This window comes from Aeromonas sp. S16(2024) (genome assembly GCF_041403065.1).
Lineage (GTDB): Bacteria > Pseudomonadota > Gammaproteobacteria > Enterobacterales > Aeromonadaceae > Aeromonas.
The window spans coordinates 44568-68119 of record NZ_JBGLQX010000023.1 but is presented as its reverse complement, the minus strand read 5'-3'; the positions used below and the strand labels follow the sequence as shown (position 1 = coordinate 68119).

Below are 23552 nucleotides of genomic sequence, written 5' to 3'. Positions count from 1 at the left end.
AGGCATGTTAGAACCAGAGGGAGAGTGATGAAAGGTTCAGATCACGCAATGGGAGATAAGTTCAAAAAAATCCCCAAGCGATGCTTGGGGATTTTTGTATAAGAGACAGCCGATGGGTCCCTTTTTTTATGGCTCACCCCGGCCCGGGCAGTTTCACCGGGGACGGTATTGTTGTATTTGTGGTATTCAAACGTTCTCTGTTTGTATCCATTGCATGGTCGAATGCCATTGGGGCTGGGCGCAGATGGGAAGCCGATGGGAAGATCGGCCAGATCCCGGCGAGCCCCGGAAGCGGGCAATGGGCGCCGTCTATCAATAGGAACTCTCTGTCGGGTGCCGGATGCACCTGGGATCGGTAAAGGAAACCCAGCAAATGAGCCTAGCTACATCACGGATACCCACTCAGGGGGCTGTTCATCGCTTGAGTGCCATCGCCTTGGGCATGGCGATGACCCTGCACGGCACCACCGCCAGCGCCGACCCTGCGGGACGGCTCATTTTTCTCGGCTGGACCGCCGATCAACAACATTCCGTCTGGCTCTCCGCCATCTCCCCCGGCCAGTTCGAGGTCGAATCTGCCAAGCAGAGCCAGATCTATGACAGCTGGCGGCAGGATCACAAGGGGCTGCACCTGACCGTCTCGCCGGAGGCGCAGAACGGGGGCACGCACAAGCTGTATGCCTATGTCGATTCAAACGGCAAGCGGGTCCTGCTCGACACAGATAACCAGCAACCCGGTCATTTCACCTTCCCGGACCATTTCACTCCGCCTGATCGGCCCTCACGGCCGACTTCGCCACCCCAGGGGTTGATGCCCACCCAGCCGGGAGGCGTGCAGCCACCGGCAGGCACACTGCCGCCGCAAGGGGTGATGCCGACTCTGCCGGGTGGCGTGCGACCACCGGTCGGCACTCTGCCGCCGCAAGGGGTGATGCCGACTCTGCCGGGTGGCGTGCGACCACCGGTCGGCACTCTGCCGCCGCAAGGGGTGATGCCGACTCTGCCGGGAGGCGTGCGACCACCGGTCGGTACTCTGCCGCCGCAAGGGGTGATGCCGACTCTGCCGGGTGGTGTGCGACCACCGGTCGGCACCCTGCCACCCCAGGGGATGATGCCGACCCGTCCTCCCCTCGGCGGCATCAACCGACCCGGTGGCGTGCAGCCGCCAATCGGTACTCTGCCGCCGCAAGGGGTGATGCCGACTCTGCCGGGAGGCGTGCGACCACCGGTCGGCACTCTGCCGCCACAAGGGGTGATGCCGACTCTGCCGGGAGGCGTGCGACCACCGGTCGGCACCCTGCCACCCCAGGGGATGATGCCGACCCGTCCTCCCCTCGGCGGCATCAACCGACCCGGTGGCGTGCAGCCGCCGATCGGCACTCTGCCGCCGCAAGGGGTGATGCCGACTCTGCCGGGAGGCGTGCGACCACCGGTCGGTACTCTGCCGCCGCAAGGGGTGATGCCGACCCTGCCGGGTGGCGTGCGACCACCGGTCGGTACTCTGCCGCCGCAAGGGGTGATGCCGACCCTGCCCGGTGGCGTGCGACCACCGGTCGGCACCCAGCCACCCCAGGGGATGATGCCGACCCGTCCTCCCCTCGGCGGCATCAACCGACCCGGTGGCGTGCAACCGCCAATCGGCACTCTGCCACCGCAAGGGGTGATGCCGACTCGCCCACCGCTGGGGGAGAGGCCCTTCATCACTCTGCCGGGGACGGTCGAGCCTCCAGTTGCGTTGCCAGGCAGGGTGACAGCGGGTCAGCAGGCGAGTGAACGCGCCCTGAACGAGAGGACGCTGTGCGTGATGGCCGAGGAACGGGATCAGTTGCCCCAGGAGCTGCGAGATCGGTATCCCGATTGCCCCTTCACCCGTGTCGAGCTGGCGGGGGGCCAGGTGGCCAGCCAGACCCAGCCTGCCCCCTTGCCGGAGGGACGGAGCTGGAACCTGTGGGTGGACGAGGTCTATTACGACATCTCGGATCACCGCGAGGGGTTGGACATGTCGGGCTCGACCAATGTGTTCAGCCTGGGGGCGGATACCCGGCTCGACAACGATCTCATCCTCGGCATCAGCGTCGCCCGGGTCGACAGCAAGGTGGACTCCTTCAATGGCGGCATGCGGCTGTCCGCCGGTGGTTACAACCTAAGCCCTTATCTGGCGTACCCGGTGTCGGCCAACTGGATGCTGGATGGCAGCCTGGTGTATGGCTGGATGGATAACAATCAGGACCTCCTGTTCCTCTCCGGTGATTATGGCTCTACCTCCGTTGGCGGCAGCCTGGGGGCCACCGGTCAGTACTTCTGGGAAGCGACCTCGGTGCGACCGCGGCTGGCCATCAACTACAGCCACAGCCGCAGCGACGGCTATCGGATGGAGGGGGATTACCAGGGGCTGGCACTGAGGCTGAATCGGGATAGCGACAGTTACAACCAGGGCAACATGACGGGAACGGTCGAATTCAGCCGTGTCTATTACACCAGCAAAGGCCTGCCTCTGATGCCTTATGGGGAGCTGGGGCTGGATTATGGCTTTGAGCGGCCGAACGATGGCTATATCCTGACGGGTGATCTCAGCTCGGCCCGCACCGAACCGCTCAGCGGCACTGTGCGACTGGGGATGCGCACCCTGATTGGCGGCGAGGCCACCCTGACCACCAGTGCCGGATACACCAGCATTGGGCAGAATGGGCTCAACATCTGGGAGTGGCGCATCAACCTGTCCAAGCCGTTCTGACCCCTATCGACAGGGCGGTTCATCGCCCTCATGACCTAGAAGGAGCATCGAATGGATGCACTGACACTGCTGCTCAATCGCCACTCCTGTGGCCGTCTGACCACCCCGGCCCCGAGTGGCGAGGTGCTCGACAATATTCTGAAGGCCGGCCTGCGGGCACCAGATCACGGCACCCTGACTCCCTGGCAGTTCATCCTGTTTGAAGGGGAGGGGCGCGAGCGTCTGGGGGCCCTGCTGGCGGACGCTGCTCGCGCCCGCGGCGAGGATGAAGATAGCATCGAGAAGAGCCGCGCCGCGCCCCTGCGAGCGCCCCTGGTGGTGGCCGTCGCGACCCGCTATCAGGCACACCCCAAGGTACCTAAGCTGGAGCAGGAGCTCTCCGCCGGCTGCGCCCTGATGGCGATGCAGATGGCGGCCCAGGCACAGGGGTTCAACGGCATCTGGCGCTCCGGCTGGTTCATCTTCGACGAGGGGATCAATCAGGGGCTGGGGTTGGCACCGGACGATCAACTGGTGGGCTTCCTCTACCTGGGCACCCCCATGCTGGAGGCGCGCAAGCTGCGGGAGTTGCCTGTCGCTGACTTCGTCCGTCGCTTCTGAGTCGAAGATAGAGCAGAAAAGCCCTGATTATTCAGGGCTTTTTTATTTCCCCCAAATGGCGTCAGGCTGTACTGATAAATGGAAACTTGCCAAGGGGGAGTTCGGGCTTGCCTGGGAATTTTTTGAATAGTGAGAGGCTGTTCTCAATCCTGGTTGATTACTCTATGTAAAACGTTTGCGCCCCGTTATTATCCCACTGCCAGTTTAGAAGGTGACCCCTTCTAATTTTCTGCGATGAGAGTCGCAATTCCGTAGCACCTTTTTACAGCCCAGCGTCGTTATGACATTGGGCTTTATTTTTATGGGCGCTTTTCTGCGCCAGCCCCACGGCGTCTGTGGGCGGCATCTTTTTACAGTCTCTCCGGGCCTTGGTGACATCGGGCTGTACGTTTATGGGCCCCTACCTCCCGGTCACTGGCATCTAGACCCTGGCGGGCAGGATGCGGGCCGGATTGCCCACCACCCGGGCTCCGGCCGGGACATCTCTGGTCACCACGGCCCCCGCGCCGACGATGGCCTCCCGCCCTATGGTGATCCCCGGCAGCAGTATGGCGCCACCGCCGATCCAGACCCTGTCTTCTATGGTGACCGGCAGCGCCGTCTCCACCCCCTGGATGCGCTCATCGGCGTCCAGGGCGTGGGCGGCGGTATAGATCTGCACGTTCGGCCCTATCATGACGTCGGCGCCGATGCGAATGGGGGCGTTGTCCAGCAGGGTGGCCCCCATGTTGATGTAGCTGCGCTCGCCAAGGTGGATGTGGCGGCCATAGGTGCAGTAGAGGGGCGGGCAGATAAAGGCGCCCTCCGCCAGCTCGCCGACGATCTCGCTGAGCAGGGCCCCTTGCTCCTCCTCGTCGCTGCGATTGAAGTGGCGATAGCGGCGCGCCGTCTCCCGGCGCAGGAGATCCAGCTCGGGGGCCATGCAGTTGTAAGGTTGGCTGGCGATCATCTTTTCGTATTCGGTCATGGCTGGGCCTCAATGGGGTGGAGGAGGAGAGCATAAGCCATCGAGGGGGATAGAAGCGTGAAGCTCTCCCCAGAGTGGGCAGAAGGGCGCGCAGCTGGCGCCGGGAAACGACAAGGGCACCCTGGGGCTGTCTCTTATACAAAAATCCCCAAGCATCGCTTGGGGATTTTTTTGAACTTCTCTCCCATTCTGTGATCTGAACCTTTCATCGCTCTCTTCCCTGGTTCTAACATGCCCTTCACTCAACCGGCGCAATGGGCGCAGGCACAGTTTGGTCACGCCAACCTCAACGACCCAAGACGCACCAGAAGGCTGGTTGCCCTCGCCACTGCCCTTGCTCACCAACCAGGAGATTGCGTGTCACACCTTCCCCTCTCACCTGCTGATATGGAAGGCGCATACCGCTTCATTCGCAGCCCATATGTCAGTACCGAGGCCATTGCCAACGCCGGCTTTGCCGTCACCGCCGCCCATGCCAGAGACCATTCCCTCCTGTTGGCACTGGAAGACACCACGGCCCTCACCTTCAATCATGCCAGCGTCAAAGACCAGCTGGGCCACACCAACCAGGGCAGCAGTCGCGCCCTGCTGGCTCACTCCGTGCTGCTGTTCGCGCCGCACAAGCGCAAGGTGGTGGGCTTGGCCGCCCAGCAAATCTGGACCCGCGATGTCAGCAAACGAGGACAGCGTGCCCAGTACGCGACTCGTCCCTATGAGGAGAAAGAGAGCTACAAATGGGAGCAAACCGCCAACACACTCGCCACCCGGCTTGGCAGCACCATGGCCAACGTTATCTCGGTCTGTGACCGGGAAGCGGATATCTACGAATACCTGCGCTACAAGCAGCAAAATAACCAGCGCTTCGTGGTGCGCTCGATGCAAAGTCGCTGTATCAACGAGCACGACAACAAGCTCTACGACTATGCCAGGCAGTGCCAATCCGCGGGCACCCGGGTGGTCAAGATACCCCAGCGGGGTGGCAGAGAAGCCAGAGAGGCCGTGCTCGACATCAAGTTTGCCAGGGTCACCCTGAAGGCCCCGGCCAACAAGCGTAGCGAGCCGGATATTCCGCTCTACTACGTGGGATGCATCGAGCAGAGCGATGCCGCCGACCGGCTGGAGTGGCACCTGCTGACCAGTGAAGCGGTGACCAGCGCCGGGCAGGCCAGCGAGATCATCGGCTACTACGAGCGGCGCTGGCTCATCGAGGATTATCACAAGGTCTGGAAGAGTGCGGGCACGCGGGTCGAGTCGTTGAGGATGCAGAGCCGGGAAAACCTGACGAGAATGAGCGTCATCCTGGCCTTTATCGCGGTGCGGCTGCTGCAGTTGAGATTTATCAAAGAGGAGCCTGCCGCACAGGGAGAAAGCTGCGAAGCGCTGCTGGGCACGAAGAGCTGGAAGTTGCTGTGGTTGAAGATGGAGAAGAGGGACCTGCCGGATGAGGCCCCCGATATGGCGTGGGCGTACAAGAGCCTGGCGATACTGGGGGGCTGGAAGGACACCAAGCGCACGGGGCGAGCCTCGATAGCGGTGTTATGGGAGGGCTGGTTTAGGTTAGAGACCCTCCTTGAAGGCTATGAACTGGCTCAGTCTCTTGCGCATCAACAGTTGTGATCAAGAGACAGACCTCGGGGTGCCCTTTTCAACGGTGCTGGTTATATGAGCAATAGATAGGGTTTTAGCGGGTTAGCGTGACTATCGTGCACAAGCGCACGTTTTTTCTCAGTGCCATGGCACAAGATGAGTCACCATGTTGTTTCAAGGAATTATTTGTTTAATAAAAAGTTGCTTTTTTGTGTGTTATTTCGTTTTTTGTTTACGTATAATCGCCGCCGAACATGGATTCCTACAATAAAACTCTGTAGTTAAGGAAAGAACTCAATGGCTATCGAACGTACCTTCTCTATCGTCAAGCCGGACGCGGTCAGCAAGAACCTGATCGGTGCCATCTACAGCCGCTTCGAAAGCGCCGGCCTGAAAGTGGTCGCCGCCAAGATGCTGCACCTGAGCAGCGAGCAGGCCGCCGGTTTCTACGCCGAACACCAGGGCAAGCCTTTCTATGATGGACTGGTTGCTTTCATGACCTCCGGCCCCGTCATGGTACAGGTGCTGGAAGGGGAAGACGCCATTCGCCGTCACCGCGAAATCATGGGCGCCACCAACCCGAAAGAGGCCCTGGCCGGCACCCTGCGCTCCTGCTACGCCGAGAGCATCGATCGCAACGCCGTGCACGGCTCCGATGCCCCGGCCTCTGCCACCCGTGAAATCGCCTACTTCTTCTCCGACGCCGAGATCTGCCCGCGCGGCTGATTTTCGTCAGGAGATCATCAAGGGAGCCTCGGCTCCCTTTTGTTTTTTGGTCATTCGGTCAATATCCCCTTATTCTCCAGGTGGAAAGGCAGACCCATTATTTGTACAATGCCGCCCCCTGACGTAGGTCAGCCGATAATTTATGAAGTGTGTGAGCTGAGGCCCTTGATGAGCGAAACAAAAACCAACCTGCTGGATCTCGATCGGGATGCCATGCGTGCCTTCTTCGTCGAGCTGGGCGAGAAGCCGTTCCGGGCAGATCAGATAATGAAGTGGATCTACCACTCCGGTTGTGATGACTTCGATCAGATGAGCAACGTCAACAAGGCGTTGCGTGAGCGTCTCAAGGCCATTGCCGAGATCCGCGCCCCCGAGATCAGCCGTGAACAACGCTCCGCAGATGGCACCATCAAGTGGGCCCTGCAGGTCGGGGATCAGGAAGTCGAGACCGTCTACATCCCGGAGGCGGATCGTGCGACCCTCTGTGTCTCCTCCCAGGTCGGCTGCGCCCTGGCGTGCACCTTCTGCTCCACCGCCCAGCAAGGTTTCAACCGCAACCTGAAGGTCTCCGAGATCATCGGCCAGGTCTGGCGTGCGGCCAAGGTAGTCGGTGGCAAGCGCCCCATCACCAACGTGGTGATGATGGGCATGGGCGAGCCGCTGCTGAACCTCGCCAACGTGGTGCCGGCCATGAGCCTGATGATGGATGACTTTGGTTTTGGCATCTCCAAGCGCCGCGTCACCCTCTCCACCTCCGGTGTGGTACCGGCACTGGACATGCTGGGGGACCAGATCGACGTGGCCCTGGCCATCTCCCTGCATGCGCCGAACGACAAGCTGCGCTCCGAGATCATGCCGATCAACGACAAGTACAACATCGAGGCCTTCCTCGCGGGGGTGCGCCGTTATCTGGCCAAATCCAACGCCAATGGCGGCCGGGTGACGGTGGAGTATGTGCTGCTCGATCATATCAATGACGACATGCAGCATGCCCACGAGCTGGCACAGGTGCTCAAAGAGACCCCTTGCAAGATCAACCTGATCCCCTTCAACCCCTTCCCGGGCAACCCGTTCGGCAAGCCGAGCAACAGCCGCATCGACCGTTTCTCCAAGGTGCTGATGGAGTACGGCCTGACCGTCATCGTCCGCAAGACCCGTGGGGATGACATAGACGCCGCCTGTGGCCAGCTGGTGGGGGAGGTGATCGACCGCACCAAGCGCACCATGAAAAATCGGATGCAACAGGATGGGATTTCCGTCAAAATGGTTTAACTCGCTAAGCCATTGTATAGACAGGAAATGGATATCCGTACATTGATCGTAGTGGCAGCGCTTTGCGCGCTGCCCGGCTGTGTCACCGAGACCACTTACGCTGGCCAGAATTCGACCCAGCGTGAAGTGGGTCCCGACTTCAAGGCGGCTGCCCAGACCCGTCTCGATCTGGGTATTCAATACCTGCGTCAGGGCAATGCCGAACAGGCCAAGTTCAACCTTGACCGGGCCCTCCAGTACGATCCCAGCAACCCTCAGGTCTACATCGGCTTCGCCTATTTCTACCAGCAGGTATCCGATTTCAAGGCGGCCGAGGAGAACTACAAGAAGGCGCTGGCCATGGATCCGACCAATGCTGACGCCATGAACAACTACGGTGCCTTCCTGTGCAACCGTGGCCGTTTTGAGGAGGCGGAGAAGGCATTCCTGCAGGCGGTCAGCCAGCCAGATTACGTCAAGATCGCCGATACCTACGAGAATGCGGCGCTCTGCTCGATGCAAAATAACAGAAATGACAAGGCCAACGAGTACTATCGTCTGGCCTTGGGGTATAATCCCCGCAATCCAAGGTTATTGCTGGACATGGCAGAGCTTTCCATGAAAGATGGCAAGCTGCCTGATGTGCAGTCTTATCTCGTGCGTTTTGCCGACGTGGCAGACGAAAACGAGGAGAGCCTCTGGCTCCGGCTGCGGCTGGCCCAGGCCATGGACAAACCGGCATTACTTCACCAATTCGGGACTGAGCTGGTAAGGCAATATCCCACTTCGCAACAAGCCAAGCGTTACTTAGCCAATGACTACTGAACAGCCACACGATTTTCAAGACGACTCCCAGGCAGTGGGCCCAGGCCAGCTGCTGCGCAACGCCCGTGAACAGCTTGGCTGGACACGAGAGCAGGTTGCGTCCCGCATTCACCTTCGTCTGACCCTGATCGCCGCCATCGAGGCGGATACCTACGACAAGCATACGTCCCACACCTTCATTCGGGGCTATCTGCGCGCCTATGCCAAGCTGGTCGGCATTCCCGAGGAGACCATACTCGCGGCCTACGACAAGCTGGGACTGACGCCGCCCGATAACATCGACATGCAGAGCTTCTCCCGTCGCTCCCGCCAGCAAGCCAACGATAGTCGGCTCAAGGTGGTGACCTGGCTGGTGATCCTGGTGCTGATCGCGCTCTCCATCGCATGGTGGTGGCAGAGCACTGCACGTCGTTCCGCCGGGGATGAAGCCCTGGCTGCGAGCGAGATGGGCACGGAGCAGACGGTGTCGGTCGCCAACGTAACGACCACGGTGGACGTCGCCGACCCCGTATTGCCCGTGGCCTCCGACGCCGTGGCAACTGAGCCTGCGGTGAGTGACGCCGCCGCCACTGTGCCTGCCGTCGTTGCCGCGACCAGTGCCGCCCTGTCTACCGAGACCTCGGCTGCAGAAGCGACCCAGGCACCGGCAGAGACGGCCGCCACCGAACCTGGCAAGGCGCCCCAGCTCAAGATGAGCTTCACCGCCGACTGCTGGCTGGATGTCAAGGATGCCAACGGCAAGACCCTGTTCAGCGGTCTGAAGAAGGCGAACGACGAGCTTGTGCTGGAAGGACCCGAGCCACTCAGATTCATCATTGGCGCGCCCATGGCGGTCAATCTCGAATACCAGGGCAAGTCCTTCGACATGAGCCGTTACAACAACGGCCGGACTGCTCGCTTCTCACTGCCGCAGGAGTAATCTGTCCGCCATGTCCGTTCACGAAAAGCCCGCACACGAATCCCCCATTATTCGTCGTCAATCCAGGCAGATCATGGTCGGCAATGTGCCGGTTGGGGGCAACGCCCCCATCACGGTGCAGACCATGACCAACACCAAGACCACGGATGTCGCCGCCACCGTCGAGCAGATCGAGCGGATCGAGCGGGTCGGCGCCGACATAGTCCGGGTCTCGGTACCCACCATGGAAGCGGCGGAAGCCTTCAGGCTCATCAAGCAGCAGACCCGCATTCCCATCGTCGCCGACATCCACTTCGACTACCGCATCGCCCTCAAAGTGGCCGAGTACGGTGCCGACTGCCTGCGCATCAACCCGGGCAACATCGGCAACGAAGAGCGGGTGCGCGCCGTGGTCGACTGTGCCCGTCATTACAACATTCCGATCCGCATCGGCGTTAACGGCGGCTCCCTGGAGCGTGACATCCAGGAAAAGTATGGCGAGCCGACCCCGGAAGCCCTGCTCGAGTCGGCCATGCGCCACGTGGATTACCTGGATCGCCTCAACTTCGAGAACTTCAAGGTGAGCGTCAAGGCATCCGATGTCTTCCTGGCGGTCGGCGCCTATCGCTTGCTGGCCAAGCAGATCGACCAGCCGCTGCATCTGGGGATCACCGAGGCGGGCGGCTTCCGTGCCGGCGCGGTGAAATCCGCCATCGGGCTCGGCATGCTGCTGGCCGATGGCATAGGCGACACCATCCGCATCTCCCTGGCCGCCGATCCGGTGGAAGAGGTGAAGGTGGGCTTCGATATTCTCAAGTCCCTGCGCATTCGCTCCCGCGGCATCAACTTCATCGCCTGTCCCTCCTGCTCCCGTCAGGAGTTCGACGTGATAGGGACGGTGAACGCCCTGGAAGAGCGGCTCGAAGACATCATCACCCCGATGGATGTCTCCATCATCGGCTGCGTGGTGAACGGCCCGGGCGAGGCCCTGGTCTCGGATCTGGGGCTGGCGGGCGCCGCCAACAAGAGTGCCTTCTACGAAGGGGGCCAGCGGGTCGACCGGCTCGACAACAAGGATCTCATCCCGACCCTGGAGCGCCGTATCCGCGCCCGGGCGGCCATGCTGGATCCGGCCAACCAGATCCAGGTGGACAAAAGTTGAACCATTGAGGGGCCACCTGGGGTGGCCCCGGCTTTAGGTTGTTGATTTTAAATCCCGCATCCGGGCACCCTGATTTTACCTCGGGGCCGAAAATCCCTATAATGCGGCCAAATTTTACCTCTTTTTCTCGAGTATCAACGTGGCAAAACAGATCCAAGCTATTCGCGGTATGAATGATTGCCTGCCGGAGCAGAGCCCGGTATGGCAGAAAGTGGAACAGATCCTGCGCCAGGTCGTCGCCAGCTACGGCTACAGCGAAGTGCGCATGCCCATCGTCGAGCAGACTCATCTGTTCAAGCGCGCCATCGGTGAAGTGACCGACGTGGTCGAAAAAGAGATGTACACCTTTGAAGACCGCAACGGCGACAGCCTGAGCCTGCGCCCGGAAGGGACAGCCAGCTGCGTTCGTGCCGGCATCGAGCACGGCCTGCTCTACAACCAGGAACGCCGGATGTGGTACATGGGCCCCATGTTCCGTCACGAGCGTCCCCAGAAGGGCCGTTATCGCCAGTTCCACCAGTTCGGGGTCGAGCTGTTTGGCATCAACGGGCCTGACATCGATGCCGAACTCATCATGCTGACCCACCGCCTGTGGCGTCTGTTCGGCATCAGCGATCACGTCACCCTGCAGCTCAACACGCTCGGCCAGAGCAGTGAGCGCGCCGCCTACCGCGATGCCCTGGTGGCCTACCTGGAGCAGTACAAGAGCGAGCTGGACGAAGAGAGCCAGCGCCGCATGTACAGCAACCCGCTGCGGGTGCTCGACTCCAAGGACGAGAAGGTACAGGCCATTCTGGTGGGTGCCCCCCGTCTGTTCGATCACCTGGGTGAAGAGAGCCTGGCCCACTTCGAGGGGCTCAAGCGCCTGCTCGAGTCTGCCGGCATCCAATACGAGGTGAACGAGCGTCTGGTGCGCGGCCTCGACTACTACAACCTCACCGTGTTCGAGTGGGTCACCAGCAGTCTGGGCGCCCAGGGCACCGTCTGTGCCGGTGGCCGTTACGACGGCCTGGTGGAGCAGCTCGGCGGTCAGGCTACCCCGGCCGTGGGCTTTGCCATGGGCATGGAGCGTCTGGTGCTGATGCTCGAAACCCTCGAGCTCAACGCCGACATCCGCCCGGCGGTGGATGTCTATCTTTGCATGGTGGGCGAGGGCACTGAGCAGGCTGGCTTCGCGCTTGCCGAGCGTCTGCGCGACGCCCTGCCGGACTTGCGTCTGATGAGCCACTGCGGTGGCGGCAACTTCAAGAAACAACTCAAGCGTGCCGACAAGAGCGGCGCGGCCATTGCCCTGATCCTCGGCGAGACCGAGGTGCAAAGCGGGGAGATCACCATCAAATATCTGCGTGGCCAGGCCGAGCAACAGACCGTCTCGGTCGATGCCGCCATCGCCCTGCTGGCAGCTAAAGGAGAGTAAGCTGTGGAAGTGTATACCACTGAAGAACAACAGGTTGAGGTCATCAAGAGCTGGTGGAAAGAGAACGGCACCTCGGTACTCGCCGGGACTGTGATCGGTCTGGTCGGCCTCTTTGGCTGGCGTTACTACAACGAGCTGCAGCAGACCAACCAGGAAGCCGCCTCCCAGGCTTATAACGTCATGACAGCCCAGCTCGCCAAGGGTGACGATGCCGCCCTTGAGCAGGCCAAGAGCTTCATCAGCGCCCATCAGGGCGACGCCTATGCCGAGCTGGCTTCCCTGCAACTGGCCGCGGCTGCGGTCAAGGCGGGCAAGCTGGATCTGGCTGCCGAGCAGCTGACCCAGGTGGCCGCGAACGGCGACGAGAGCATCAAGCCCATCGCCGCTCTGCGCCTGGCCCGGGTGCTCAAGGATCAGGGCAAGGCCGACGAGGCCCTGGCTCAGCTTGGCAAGATCAACAACGACGCCTTCAAGGCCCAGGTGGCGGAAGTGCGTGGTGATGTCCTGCTGGGGCAGGGCAAGCCCGAAGAGGCGCGCGATGCCTATCAGGTGGCGGCCGATGCCGGTGGCCTGCAGAGCAGCGCCGAACTCAAGCTGAAGATGGACGATCTGGCGCTGCCAGCGGTCACTGCGGGTGAGGCTCCGGATGCGTAATCTGTACAAGAAAATGGCGCTGGGGGTGGCAGTCTCCCTGGCCCTGCAGGGCTGCTCCCTGTTCAGTTCAGAGGAAGACCTGACCCCGATGGCGCCTCTGCCCGTGGTGGAGTCCGCCTTCAGTGCCGATACCCAGTGGTCCTCCTCCGTCGGGGATGGCATAGGTGATTTCTACTCCCAGCTGCAACCCGTGGTGGACGAGGATCACATCTATGCCGCCGCCCGTGATGGGGATGTGACAGCCTTCGATCGCAACAGTGGCGAGACCCTGTGGAGCGTGGATCTGGCAGACCTGCCCATCAACGCCGACAAGCGCAGCGCCCGCCTCTCCGGCGGTCTGGTCTCCCGCTACGGCAAGCTGTTCCTCGGCTCCGAGAACGGGGTGGTCTACGCCCTGAACGAAGCGAACGGGGAAGTGCTGTGGCAGACCACTGTGCCCGGTGAAGTGGTGGCGAGCCCCGCCGTCGAGGATGGTCGCGTGGTGGTGCTGACCACCTCGGGCCGTCTGGTGGCGCTCGACACCGATGAGGGCAAGCTGCAGTGGACCCTGTCCGAAGAGCAGCCCCCCCTGACCCTGCGCAGCGCCAGCACCCCTGTCATCACCAACGGCGCCGTGCTCTATGGCCGCGCCGATGGCAAGGTGGGCATCGCCCTGCTGAGCAACGGCCAGCCGGTGCGCCAGTCCAAGGTGGCCGACCCGCGCGGTGCCACCGAGCTGGATCGCATGGTCGATGTGGACGCCAGTCCGCTGATTGCCGGTGATGAGCTCTATGCCATCGCCTACAATGGCCAGCTGATGGCCCGCAAGCTGATGACGGGTGACGAGGTGTGGAAGCGCAAGTATTCCGGCTATCGCGATCTCGCGATGACCGGCAATGCCATCGTGCTGACCGACAGCCGCAGCCATCTGTTTGCGGTCGACCGTCGCAATGGTCTAGAGCTGTGGTCCAACACCCAGCTGGAAAACCGCACCGTGACCGCTCCCGTTGTCCTGGGTGACTATGTGGTGGTCGGCGATGTGGAAGGTTACCTGTATTGGCTGGATCGGACCGACGGGTCCATCAAGGCCATGCAGCAGCTCGACAGCAGTGGTCTCTATGCCGCGCCCTTGGTGGACGGTGACACCCTGTATGTGCAGAGCCGTGGCGGCAAGTTGTACGCTATCAAGCGTCCCTGATCGCCCGTCAATCTGAATATCCGGCTCCTGGTCTTCGGACCCGGAGCCTTTGTCGTCTTGAGAATGAGGCTTTTATGACTCCTGTAGTAGCCCTGGTGGGCCGCCCCAACGTGGGGAAATCCACCCTGTTTAACCGCCTGACCCGCACCCGGGATGCCCTGGTTGCCGATTTCCCCGGCCTGACCCGGGACCGTAAATACGGCCAGGCGAAGTTGGGCGAGCTGGAATTTATCGTGGTCGACACCGGCGGTATCGATGGCACCGAGGAGGGGATCGAGCTGAAGATGGCCGAGCAGTCCCTGCTGGCCATCGAAGAAGCCGATGTGGTGCTCTTCATGGTGGATGCCCGTGCCGGTTTGACCGCCGCGGATCAGGCCATCGCCGAGCACCTGCGCAAGACCCACAAGAAGGTGTTCCTGGTCGCCAACAAGACCGACGGCATCGACGGTGACTCCGCTGTCTCCGAGTTCTACGGCCTGGCGCTGGGGGAGGTCTACCAGATCGCCGCCGCCCATGGTCGTGGGGTGCTGAGCCTGCTGGAGCTGGCGCTGGCCCCCCACCTGGAGACCCTGGTCGAAGCCGCCGCCGAAGAAGAGGCGCAGGAAGAGGAGGACTTCGACGAAGAAGCCCTGCTGCGCATGGTGGCCGCCGGTGATCTCGACACCCGGGACGACACCAAGGAGACCCCGTTCGCCGACTTGCCCATCAAGTTCGCCATCGTCGGTCGCCCCAACGTCGGCAAGTCCACCCTGACCAACCGCATGTTGGGTGAAGACCGGGTCATCGTCTATGACATGCCGGGCACCACCCGCGACTCCGTCTACATCCCCATGGAGCGTGACGAGCAGAAGTACGTGGTCATCGACACCGCAGGCGTGCGTCGCCGCGGCAAGGTGCATGAGACGGTGGAGAAGTTCTCCGTCATCAAGACCCTCAAGGCGATCGAAGACGCCAACGTCTGCCTGCTGGTGATAGACGCCCGCGAGACCATCACGGATCAGGACTTGAGCATCCTCGGCTTCGTGCTGAGCAGCGGCCGCTCCGTGGTGCTGGTGGTGAACAAGTGGGACGGTCTGGATCAGAAGGTGAAGGAAGACATCAAGAACGAGCTGGACCGTCGTCTGGGCTTCATCGATTTCGCCCGCGTCCACTTCATCTCCGCCCTGCACGGTAGCGGTGTCGGCCACCTGTTCGAGTCCATCAACGAGGCTTACCAGTCCGCCACCCGTCGTACCAGCACCGCCATGCTGACCCGCATCATGCAGATGGCGCAGGAAGATCACCAGCCGCCTATGGTCAACGGTCGCCGCGTCAAGCTGAAGTATGCCCACGCCGGTGGCTACAACCCGCCGCGCATCGTGATCCACGGCAACCAGCTGAACGATCTGCCGGACTCCTACAAGCGGTATCTCATCAACTACTTCCGCAAGTCCCTGAAGATCATGGGTACCCCGATCCGGGTCGAGTTCCAGGAGTCGGTCAACCCCTTCGAGGGCAAGAAGAACACCCTGACCCTGAGCCAGGAGCGGCAACGGGATCGCCTGCTCAAGGCCAAGAACAAGAGCAAGAAATAAGCCCTGACGGCTGCCCTGGTGGCAGCCGTTTTTTTATCTGTCGAACGAGGGGCGAGCCCAGCGCGCCTGCCCTGGAGAGGAGATGACCATGAGTCTCTTGACATGCCCGGCCTGCCAGGCCGAGCTGGACAGCCGCAGCCCAGAGGCGAGCTGCGGCCAGTGCCATGCCCGCTATCGGATCCGGGCCCTGTGCCCGACCTGCCAGCATGAGCTTGAACGGCTTCGGGCCTGCGGGGCGGTGGATTACTTCTGCAACCACTGCAACAGCCTGGTCTCCAAACGTACTGTCCAGTTTGAGCTGACGCCGGTCGAGGCATAAAAAGACATTAAAAAACCCGGCCTTGGCCGGGTTTATGCTGTGTGCTCCGCAATCAGCAAGGTATAGGAGCGGTTGCGGTGCCATATCTTGCGTTTCATGTCGGCCAGTTTCAGCTTGCGTCTGGGGCTCCAGGCGCATCTGGTTTTTCTGGTCAACGTGGCTCTTCTGCGTGTTCGCATCTGGTTTTCCTCCCTGGTCATCCCGGCGACGCTGACGGCTCCCTGACATGGGTTGCCATCGGTATCGCAAGTTGATGAATGTATTGCAATAAGCCTTTCTCAGACAGGCTTGGGTCTGGGGGAATGGTAACAGAGAATTCCCCCAGACGACACACCCCGCAGGGCTCAGGGGGTGATGATCTGGCTGACCACCTCGGCGATGATGGCGGGGCGCTCTGCCGGGGGGGCCGGCTCGCTGCCGTCGTCCTCGTCCAGGGCCTCGCGACGATGGGCCTTCTGCTGCTCGTTGTCGAGCCAGAGCAGGCTCTGGTAGTACTGGCGCACGTTGTTGACGTAGTTGCGCGCCTCGCCGCCCCGGGCATAGCCGTAACGCACCTTGCGATGCCAGCGTGACTGCTGCAGCAGGGGCAACACCTCTTTCACGTCGCTCCAGGCATCGGGATTCTTGCCGAGCTGCTTGGTCAGGCGGCGGGCATCCATCATGTGGCCATAACCGATGTTGTAGGCGGTGAGGGCAAACCACACCTTCTCGTCGGCCGGCACCGAGTCCGGCACCTTCTCCATCATCTCCTGCAGGTAGCGGGCGCCCCCCTTGATACTCTCCTCCGGGTGGGTTCGATCGTTGACCCCCATTGCCTTGGCGGTGGGTTCGGTCAGCATCATCATGCCGCGCACCCCTGTGTAGGAGCGGGCCTGGGGGTCCCAGTGGGACTCCTGATAGCTGATGGCGGCCAGCAGGCGCCAGTCTATGTCCTTGGCGTGGGTCTGGAACAGCGTCTGGTACTTGGGCAGCAGGCTCTTGGCCCGCTTGAGGAAGGTACGGGTGTCGACGAAGTCGAAGTTCTGCACGTGGCCGAAGTACTTCTCGTCGAGCTTGGCGATGGAGCCATCCATGAAGCGCTGGCCGAAGAAGTCGATGATGCTGGCGTAGAGGCTGTCATCGGGCAGCTTGGTCATGGCCCAGGCTACCGTCTGCTTGCTGGCGAGCGTCAGCCCCTCGGTGAGCTCGGGGTAGTAGCGCTGGGTGCGGGCCAGCACTGTGTCCTGCACCACCGTGTAGTCCACCTCGCCGTCGGCGACCTGCTTGAGCAGCTCCTCCACATCGGCGTCCCGGTTGATGCGCCAGCTCAGATTGGGGTACTGGCTGGCCAGCTCCTTCATCAGATCCTCACCGGTGGAGCCGGCAGGTACCACTATGGTGCCCTTGATGTCGCCGAGATCCTTGGGCCTGGGGGAGCCGTTGCGATAGACCAGCTTGGGAGAGACCTGGTAGAAGCCGGGGCCGAAGCGAAACAGCTTGCGCCGCTCCGGGGTCACCACGATGGCGGCGGCGGCGAGATCCAGGCTTCCCTTCTGCAGCTGTTCGACCAGCTCGGCGGTGGAGTAGGCCGGGACTATGGTCAGCTTGACCCCCAGCCAGTCGGCATAGTGCTGCGCCAGCTCGTAATCGAACCCCTGGGCGGTGTCGTCACGCTGGTAATAGGAAGTGGGACCATAGAGGGTGCCAACACGGATCTCGCCCCGTTGGCGGATCTGCTCCAGCTGGCTGGAGGGGGAATAGAAGTCACAGCCGGCCAGGGCCAGTGTCAGCAACATCCCGATAAACAGTCGAAAAATGCAGCGCAAGTAGGTGAGTACCCTTGTTGAAAAAATCGGCATTTGTCAAAAGAGAGGCACCTTTATACCAGAGAGTGTGGAGGGAGTCACATCGTGGGAGATGAGAAAAACGTTTGTTCGCGGTGAGCCTGATCCCTATAATACGCGCGTCTCAAATCCCCCCACACTCTAAAACTTGGTGAGAAAGGTATATGGAAATCTTGCGTGGTGCCCCAGCACTGTCTGAGTTTCGTGTCCACAAGCTGCTGCAGAGCTGCGCACAGAGAGGAGTAGAGATAGCAGACGTCTATGCCGAATACGTGCACTTTGCCGAGCTTTCGAGCCCGCTCTCGCCCCCTGAGCGAGCGACCTTGGGCCAGCTTCTGCGCTACGGCCCGACCATCCCTGAACACACCCCCAGCGGTCAGCTGTTTCTCGTTACCCCCCGCCCCGGCACTATCTCCCCCTGGTCTTCCAAAGCAACCGACATCGCCCACAACTGCGGCCTGAACCAGGTCAAGCGGCTGGAGCGCGGCATTGCCTATTACGTGCAGGCCAAGGGCGAGCTGACCGCAGCCCAGCGTGGCGAGGTCGCGGCCCTGCTGCACGATCGCATGATGGAGGTGGTGTTCGATGAGCCGAGCCAGGCAGCCGCCCTGTTTGCCCATCACGAACCGCGCCCCTTCACCCAGGTGGACGTGCTGGGCGGTGGCCGCAGCGCCCTGGCCTCGGCCAACATCGAGCTTGGCCTGGCGCTGGCTGACGACGAAATCGACTATCTGGTGGAGAACTTCACCCGGCTTGGTCGCAATCCCAACGACATCGAGCTCTACATGTTCGCCCAGGCGAACTCCGAGCACTGCCGTCACAAGATCTTCAACGCCGACTGGACCATAGACGGTGAGCAGCAGCCCAAGTCGCTGTTCAAGATGATCAAGAACACCTTCGAGCAGACGCCGGATCATGTCCTGTCTGCCTATAAAGACAACGCTGCCGTGATGGAAGGCAGCCAGGGTGGCCGCTTCTTCCCGAGCCCCGCCAGCGGCGAGTACCAGTATCACCAGGAGCGCGTCGACATCCTGATGAAGGTGGAGACTCACAACCACCCGACCGCCATCTCTCCCTTCCCGGGGGCCGCCACCGGCTCCGGCGGCGAAATTCGCGATGAGGGTGCGACCGGTCGTGGCGCCAAGCCCAAGGCGGGCCTGGTGGGCTTCTCCGTCTCCAACCTGCGCATCCCAGGTTTCGAGCAGCCCTGGGAGCAGGATTTCGGCAAGCCGAGCCGCATCGTCAGCGCCTTTGACATCATGCAGGAGGGGCCCCTTGGTGGCGCCGCCTTCAACAACGAATTCGGTCGTCCCGCCATCCTCGGCTACTTCCGTACCTTCGAAGAGCAGGTGCCGAGCCACAACGGCGTCGAAGTGCGCGGTTACCACAAGCCCATCATGCTGGCGGGCGGCATCGGCAACATCCGCAGCGAACATGTCCAGAAAGGGGAGATCCCGGTCGGCGCGGCGCTGATCGTGCTGGGCGGACCGGCCATGAACATCGGCCTGGGGGGCGGCGCCGCCTCCTCCATGGCCTCCGGCCAGTCTGCCGAAGACCTCGATTTCGCCTCGGTGCAGCGGGACAACCCCGAGATGGAGCGCCGCTGCCAGGAGGTGATCGACCGCTGCTGGCAGCTCGGCGATGACAACCCCATCGTCTTCATCCACGACGTGGGGGCCGGTGGCCTCTCCAACGCCATGCCGGAGCTGGTGAACGACGGCGATCGGGGCGGTCGCTTCGACCTGCGCGCCATCGCCAGCGACGAGCCGGGCATGAGCCCGCTGGAGATCTGGTGCAACGAGTCCCAGGAGCGCTATGTGCTGGCGGTCACCCAGGAGAAGCTGCCCCTGTTCAAGGCCCTGTGCGAGCGCGAGCGCGCCCCCTATGCGGTCATCGGCACCGCCACCGAAGAGAAACACCTCACCCTCTCCGACAGCCATTTTGACAACCAGCCCATCGACCTGCCGCTGGACGTGCTGCTCGGCAAGGCGCCCAAGATGCACCGCGACGTGCAGACCCTGCCCGCCCAGGGCAAGGCGCTGCAACTGGACGGCATCACCCTCAGCGACGCCGCCGAGCGGGTACTGCGTCTGCCGACCGTGGCGGAGAAGTCCTTCCTCATCACCATCGGCGATCGCACCGTGACCGGTCTGGTCAACCGCGACCAGATGGTCGGCCCCTGGCAGATCCCGGTGGCCGATTGCGCCGTCACCGCCGCCACCTACGACAGCTATCACGGCGAAGCCATGTCCATGGGGGAGCGTACCCCGGTGGCACTGCTCTCCCACGCCGCTTCTGCCCGCATGGCGGTGGCCGAGGCCCTGACCAACCTGGCACCGGCTCATATCGGTTCCCTCAAGCGGGTCAAGCTCTCCGCCAACTGGATGTCCGCCGCCGGTCACCCGGGGGAAGATGCGGGCCTCTACGAAGCCGTGAAAGCGGTGGGCGAGGAGCTCTGCCCGGCCCTGGGCATCACCATCCCGGTGGGCAAGGACTCCATGTCCATGAAGACCCGCTGGCAGCAGGACGGCGAAGAGCGCAGCGTCACCTCGCCGCTCTCCCTGCTCATCTCCGCCTTTGCCCGGGTCGAGGACGTGCGCAATACCGTGACCCCGCAGCTGCGGACCGATCTCGGGGAGACCGACCTTATCCTGATTGACCTTGGCAACGGCAAGCAACGCCTCGGCGCCTCGGCCCTGGCCCAGGTCTATCGCCAGCTTGGACAAAGTGCCCCGGATCTGGACAACCCCGTCCAGCTCAAGGGCTTCTTCAACGCCATCCAGGCGCTGGTGGCGGATCGCAAGCTGATTGCCTACCACGACCGCTCCGACGGTGGCCTCTTCGTCACCCTGACCGAGATGGCGTTTGCCGGTCACTGCGGCCTCGACATCCAGCTCGATCGCATCGGTGGCGACCTGCTGCCGGCCCTGTTCAACGAGGAGCTGGGGGCCGTCATCCAGGTGCGCCGTGACGACAAGGAAGCGGTGCTGACCCTGCTGGCCGGTCACGGTCTGGCGGCTTGCTCCCACGTGCTGGGCACGGTGCGTGAAGACGATCTCATCCTGTTCCAGCGCGCCGGCACCGAAGTGTATCGCGCCAGCCGCACTGCGCTTCGCACCCTCTGGGGCGAGACCAGCTGGCAGATGCAGCGCCTGCGGGACAACCCGGAGTGCGCGGATCAGGAACATGCCGCCCGTCAGGACGCCACCGATCCGGGTCTGCAGGCCAGGTTGACCTACAACCCGTCCGAGGACGTGGCCGCACCCTATATCGCCCGCGGGGTCTCCCCCCGTCTGGCGGTGCTGCGCGAGCAGGGGGTCAACTCCCACGTGGAGATGGCGGCAGCGTTCGATCGAGCCGGGTTCGCGGCGGTGGATGTGCATATGAGTGACATCCTGTCCGGTCGCATCAAGCTGGAGGAGTTCCAGACCCTGGTGGCCTGTGGCGGCTTCTCCTACGGCGACGTGCTGGGGGCGGGCGAAGGCTGGGCCAAGTCCATCCTGTTCAACGACGGGGCCCGCGAGCAGTTCCAGCGCTTCTTCGAGCGCGGCGACACCTTGTCGCTGGGGGTGTGCAACGGCTGCCAGATGATGTCCAACCTGCGGGACCTCATCCCGGGGGCCGATCTCTGGCCTCGCTTCGTGCGCAACCGCTCCGAGCGCTTCGAGGCGCGCTTCAGCCTGGTGGAAGTGCAGGAGTCCCCCTCCGCCTTCTTCGCCGGCATGGCGGGCTCGGTGATGCCGATCGCCGTCTCCCACGGGGAAGGGCGGGTGGAAGTGCGCGACGCCGCTCACCTTGCCGCGCTGCAACAGAGCGGCCTGGTGGGACTGCGCTTCGTGGACAACCGGGGTCAGGTCACCGAGCAGTACCCGGCCAACCCGAACGGGGCTCCGGCGGGCATCACTGCGGTCACCACCACGGACGGCCGTGCCACCATCATGATGCCGCACCCGGAGCGGGTGTTCCGCACAGTGGCGAACTCCTGGCACCCGGACAACTGGGGCGAGGATGGCGCCTGGATGCGAATGTTCAGAAACGCTCGCGTGCGTCTGGGTTAATCCCGCGCTGACGTGGTAGAGAATCAGAAACCGGCCCCCGTGGCCGGTTTTTTTATGGGCGTTGATCTGACGATGGGGAGGGCAGGCAGAGACGAGCGCGATGGGGGGCGAGCGGGTCATCCCCGTGCTCGCAGCTCCGTCAGCCGTTTGCTGGAGGATGAGGTACTCCGGACCTGCATTGATTGAGGGACGCCGCTCTGGCGCCGCTTCTCAGACGGGCAAGCCGGTTTGGGGCTTGGCGGACATAAAAAACCGGCCACGGGGGCCGGTTTTGTTGTGTGGGCTGTACTTGAGGCTAGCGCAGCACCACGTGCTGGAAGCCCTGCACCAGGCTGATGACCGGCTGGGGATAGATGCCGAGCAGCACCACCAGGATGGCGGAGAGCAGCACTACCAGCCCGCCGGAGGAGAAGGCCCAGTCGGCCCTGGCATCGCGTAGCTGCATGCCGGGTTCGCGCAGGTAGAGGGTGACCATGACGCGCAGGTAGTAGTAGAGCCCCAGGGCGCTGCCGAGCACGATGGCGCCGGAGAGCCACCACAGCTGCGCCTCGACGGTGACGCCGATGAGGTAGAACTTGCCGATGAAGCCCAGCGTCATGGGGATGCCCGCCAAGGAGAGCATCATCACCGTCATGACGGCGGTCAGATAGGGGCGTTTCCAGAACAGGCCGCGATAGCTGTGCAGGGAGTCCGCATCCTTGCCGCGATAGGGGCTGGACATCATGCTGATGACGCCGAAGGCCCCCAGGCTGGTGAACAGATACATCAGCAGGTAGACACCGGCCGCCTCCACCGGCATCTGGCCGAGGCGGCTCGCCACCACCACTGCCAGCAGATAGCCGAAGTGGGAGATGGAGGAGTAACCCATCATCCGCTTGATGTTGGTCTGGATCAGCGCCAGGAGGTTGCCGACCACGATGGAGATGACTGCCATGGCCGCCAGCAGCCAGTGGATCATGGGATCCGAGGTGGCCGGTACCGCCAGGTAGAAGCGCAGCAGCACGCAGAACACGGCTATCTTGCTCACGGTGGCGAGGAAGGTGGCCACAGGTGCAGGTGCCCCTTCGTAGACATCCGGGGTCCAGAGGTGGAAGGGGGCCAGGGAGAGCTTGAAGGCGAAGCCCACCAGCATCAGGCCGAAGCCCCCCATCAGCAGCGGATGGTGGGCCGGGCTCTGGGCCAGGGTCAGGCCGAGATCGCTGAAGCTCAGGCTGCCCGCCTGGGCATAGAGCAGCGCCATGCCGAACAGCAGGAAGGCGGTGGCGGCGGCGGAGAGCACCATGTACTTGATGCTGGCCTCCAGGGAGTGGCGCTCGCGGTAGGCATAGCCCACCAGACCGAACATGGGCAGGGTCAGCATCTCGATCCCGATGAACAGCGACGCGAGGTGACGGGAACCCGCCAGCACCAGGCCGCCTGCGGTGGCGATGAGCAGCAGCAGGTAGAACTCTTCCCGGTTGTCCGGGTAGCCCTTGAGCCAGGAGCGACCGAAGGTACAGGTGGCCAGGGCACCGATGAGCACCAGACCCATGTAGAAGACCGCATAGCTGTCCACTTGCAGCAGGGGAGTGACCCCCTGATCTCCCTGGGCCATGACGATGGGCAGGGAGAAGAGCGCCAGGTTGAGGCCTGTGATGGTCACCACGAAGGCGGTGTCATCGCAGCGCTTCCAGGCGATGGCGAGCATCAGGGCGACCATGGCCCCCGTGGTCAGCAACAGGGGCAGCAGGGCCAATAGTTGGGCGGCGGTAAACGTCATGACAAGGCTCCCGGCGTGGAC

17 protein-coding genes are annotated in these 23552 nt (G+C 62.6%); 14 read left to right on the top strand and 3 right to left on the bottom strand.

Going from position 1 to position 23552, the window contains the following annotated elements:
* The first annotated feature begins 373 nt into the window (after window positions 1-373).
* Together ACB030_RS16545 and ACB030_RS16540 are read left to right on the top strand one after the other, a co-directional pair.
* Complete coding sequence (locus ACB030_RS16545) at window positions 374-2734, top strand: autotransporter domain-containing protein (protein ID WP_371161275.1); 2361 nt, start codon at window positions 374-376, stop codon at window positions 2732-2734.
* Between the two features lie 51 nt (window positions 2735-2785).
* Window positions 2786-3334 carry an NAD(P)H nitroreductase gene (locus ACB030_RS16540; protein ID WP_202046555.1) on the top strand — a complete coding sequence of 183 codons (549 nt, stop codon included), beginning with the start codon at window positions 2786-2788 and terminating at the stop codon, window positions 3332-3334.
* Window positions 3335-3755: 421 nt separating this feature from the next.
* On the opposite strand, the gene ACB030_RS16535 is transcribed toward ACB030_RS16540, so the two are convergent.
* Window positions 3756-4301, bottom strand: a complete 546-nt coding sequence (locus ACB030_RS16535; protein ID WP_371161273.1) for a sugar O-acetyltransferase — start codon at window positions 4299-4301, stop codon at window positions 3756-3758.
* 231 nt (window positions 4302-4532) lie between these two features.
* On the opposite strand from ACB030_RS16535, the gene ACB030_RS16530 reads away from it, so the two are divergent.
* The 11 genes from ACB030_RS16530 to ACB030_RS16480 all read left to right on the top strand — a co-directional run bounded on the left by ACB030_RS16530 (window position 4533) and on the right by ACB030_RS16480 (window position 15891).
* The gene (locus ACB030_RS16530; protein WP_371161271.1) at window positions 4533-5918 is read left to right on the top strand and encodes an IS4 family transposase; all 1386 of its coding nucleotides are present in this window, start codon (window positions 4533-4535) and stop codon (window positions 5916-5918) included.
* Between the two features lie 267 nt (window positions 5919-6185).
* Entirely contained in the window at window positions 6186-6614 is a 429-nt protein-coding gene (gene ndk, locus ACB030_RS16525) for a nucleoside-diphosphate kinase (RefSeq protein ID WP_371161269.1), read from the top strand.
* A gap of 168 nt (window positions 6615-6782) precedes the next feature.
* The gene (locus tag ACB030_RS16520) at window positions 6783-7886 is read left to right on the top strand and encodes a bifunctional tRNA (adenosine(37)-C2)-methyltransferase TrmG/ribosomal RNA large subunit methyltransferase RlmN (protein WP_202045940.1); all 1104 of its coding nucleotides are present in this window, start codon (window positions 6783-6785) and stop codon (window positions 7884-7886) included.
* Window positions 7887-7898: 12 nt separating this feature from the next.
* Window positions 7899-8690 (top strand): PilW family type IVa pilus biogenesis/stability lipoprotein TapF, encoded by a 792-nt coding sequence (tapF, locus tag ACB030_RS16515; protein ID WP_371161267.1) that lies wholly within the window; start codon window positions 7899-7901, stop codon window positions 8688-8690.
* Window positions 8680-9609 (top strand): cytoskeleton protein RodZ, encoded by a 930-nt coding sequence (rodZ, locus tag ACB030_RS16510; RefSeq protein WP_371161265.1) that lies wholly within the window; start codon window positions 8680-8682, stop codon window positions 9607-9609. The genes tapF and rodZ overlap by 11 nt, the downstream gene beginning before the upstream one ends.
* 10 nt (window positions 9610-9619) lie before the next feature.
* Window positions 9620-10750, top strand: a complete 1131-nt coding sequence (ispG, locus tag ACB030_RS16505) for a flavodoxin-dependent (E)-4-hydroxy-3-methylbut-2-enyl-diphosphate synthase (protein ID WP_371161263.1) — start codon at window positions 9620-9622, stop codon at window positions 10748-10750.
* Between the two features lie 139 nt (window positions 10751-10889).
* A complete protein-coding gene (gene hisS, locus ACB030_RS16500; protein ID WP_371161261.1) occupies window positions 10890-12167 on the top strand; it encodes a histidine--tRNA ligase in 1278 nt (425 codons plus the stop codon).
* A 3-nt stretch (window positions 12168-12170) separates the two neighbouring features.
* Window positions 12171-12821, top strand: coding sequence for a YfgM family protein (locus tag ACB030_RS16495; protein WP_371161259.1), 651 nt, complete (start codon window positions 12171-12173; stop codon window positions 12819-12821).
* The gene (gene bamB, locus ACB030_RS16490; protein WP_371161257.1) at window positions 12814-13998 is read left to right on the top strand and encodes an outer membrane protein assembly factor BamB; all 1185 of its coding nucleotides are present in this window, start codon (window positions 12814-12816) and stop codon (window positions 13996-13998) included. The genes ACB030_RS16495 and bamB overlap by 8 nt, the downstream gene beginning before the upstream one ends.
* Before the next feature lie 74 nt (window positions 13999-14072).
* Entirely contained in the window at window positions 14073-15572 is a 1500-nt protein-coding gene (der, locus tag ACB030_RS16485) for a ribosome biogenesis GTPase Der (protein ID WP_371161255.1), read from the top strand.
* 88 nt (window positions 15573-15660) lie between these two features.
* On the top strand, window positions 15661-15891 hold the full coding sequence (locus ACB030_RS16480) for a zinc ribbon domain-containing protein (protein ID WP_139434258.1): 231 nt from the start codon (window positions 15661-15663) through the stop codon (window positions 15889-15891).
* A 344-nt stretch (window positions 15892-16235) separates the two neighbouring features.
* On the opposite strand, the gene mltF is transcribed toward ACB030_RS16480, so the two are convergent.
* Window positions 16236-17729 carry a membrane-bound lytic murein transglycosylase MltF gene (gene mltF, locus ACB030_RS16475; RefSeq protein ID WP_371161253.1) on the bottom strand — a complete coding sequence of 498 codons (1494 nt, stop codon included), beginning with the start codon at window positions 17727-17729 and terminating at the stop codon, window positions 16236-16238.
* 149 nt (window positions 17730-17878) lie between these two features.
* Here mltF and purL point away from each other — a divergent pair, with 149 nt between their 5' ends.
* A complete protein-coding gene (gene purL / locus ACB030_RS16470) occupies window positions 17879-21772 on the top strand; it encodes a phosphoribosylformylglycinamidine synthase (protein WP_371161251.1) in 3894 nt (1297 codons plus the stop codon).
* A gap of 295 nt (window positions 21773-22067) precedes the next feature.
* On the opposite strand, the gene nuoN is transcribed toward purL, so the two are convergent.
* Complete coding sequence (nuoN, locus tag ACB030_RS16465; RefSeq protein ID WP_025327224.1) at window positions 22068-23531, bottom strand: NADH-quinone oxidoreductase subunit NuoN; 1464 nt, start codon at window positions 23529-23531, stop codon at window positions 22068-22070.
* Window positions 23532-23552 lie beyond the last annotated feature (21 nt).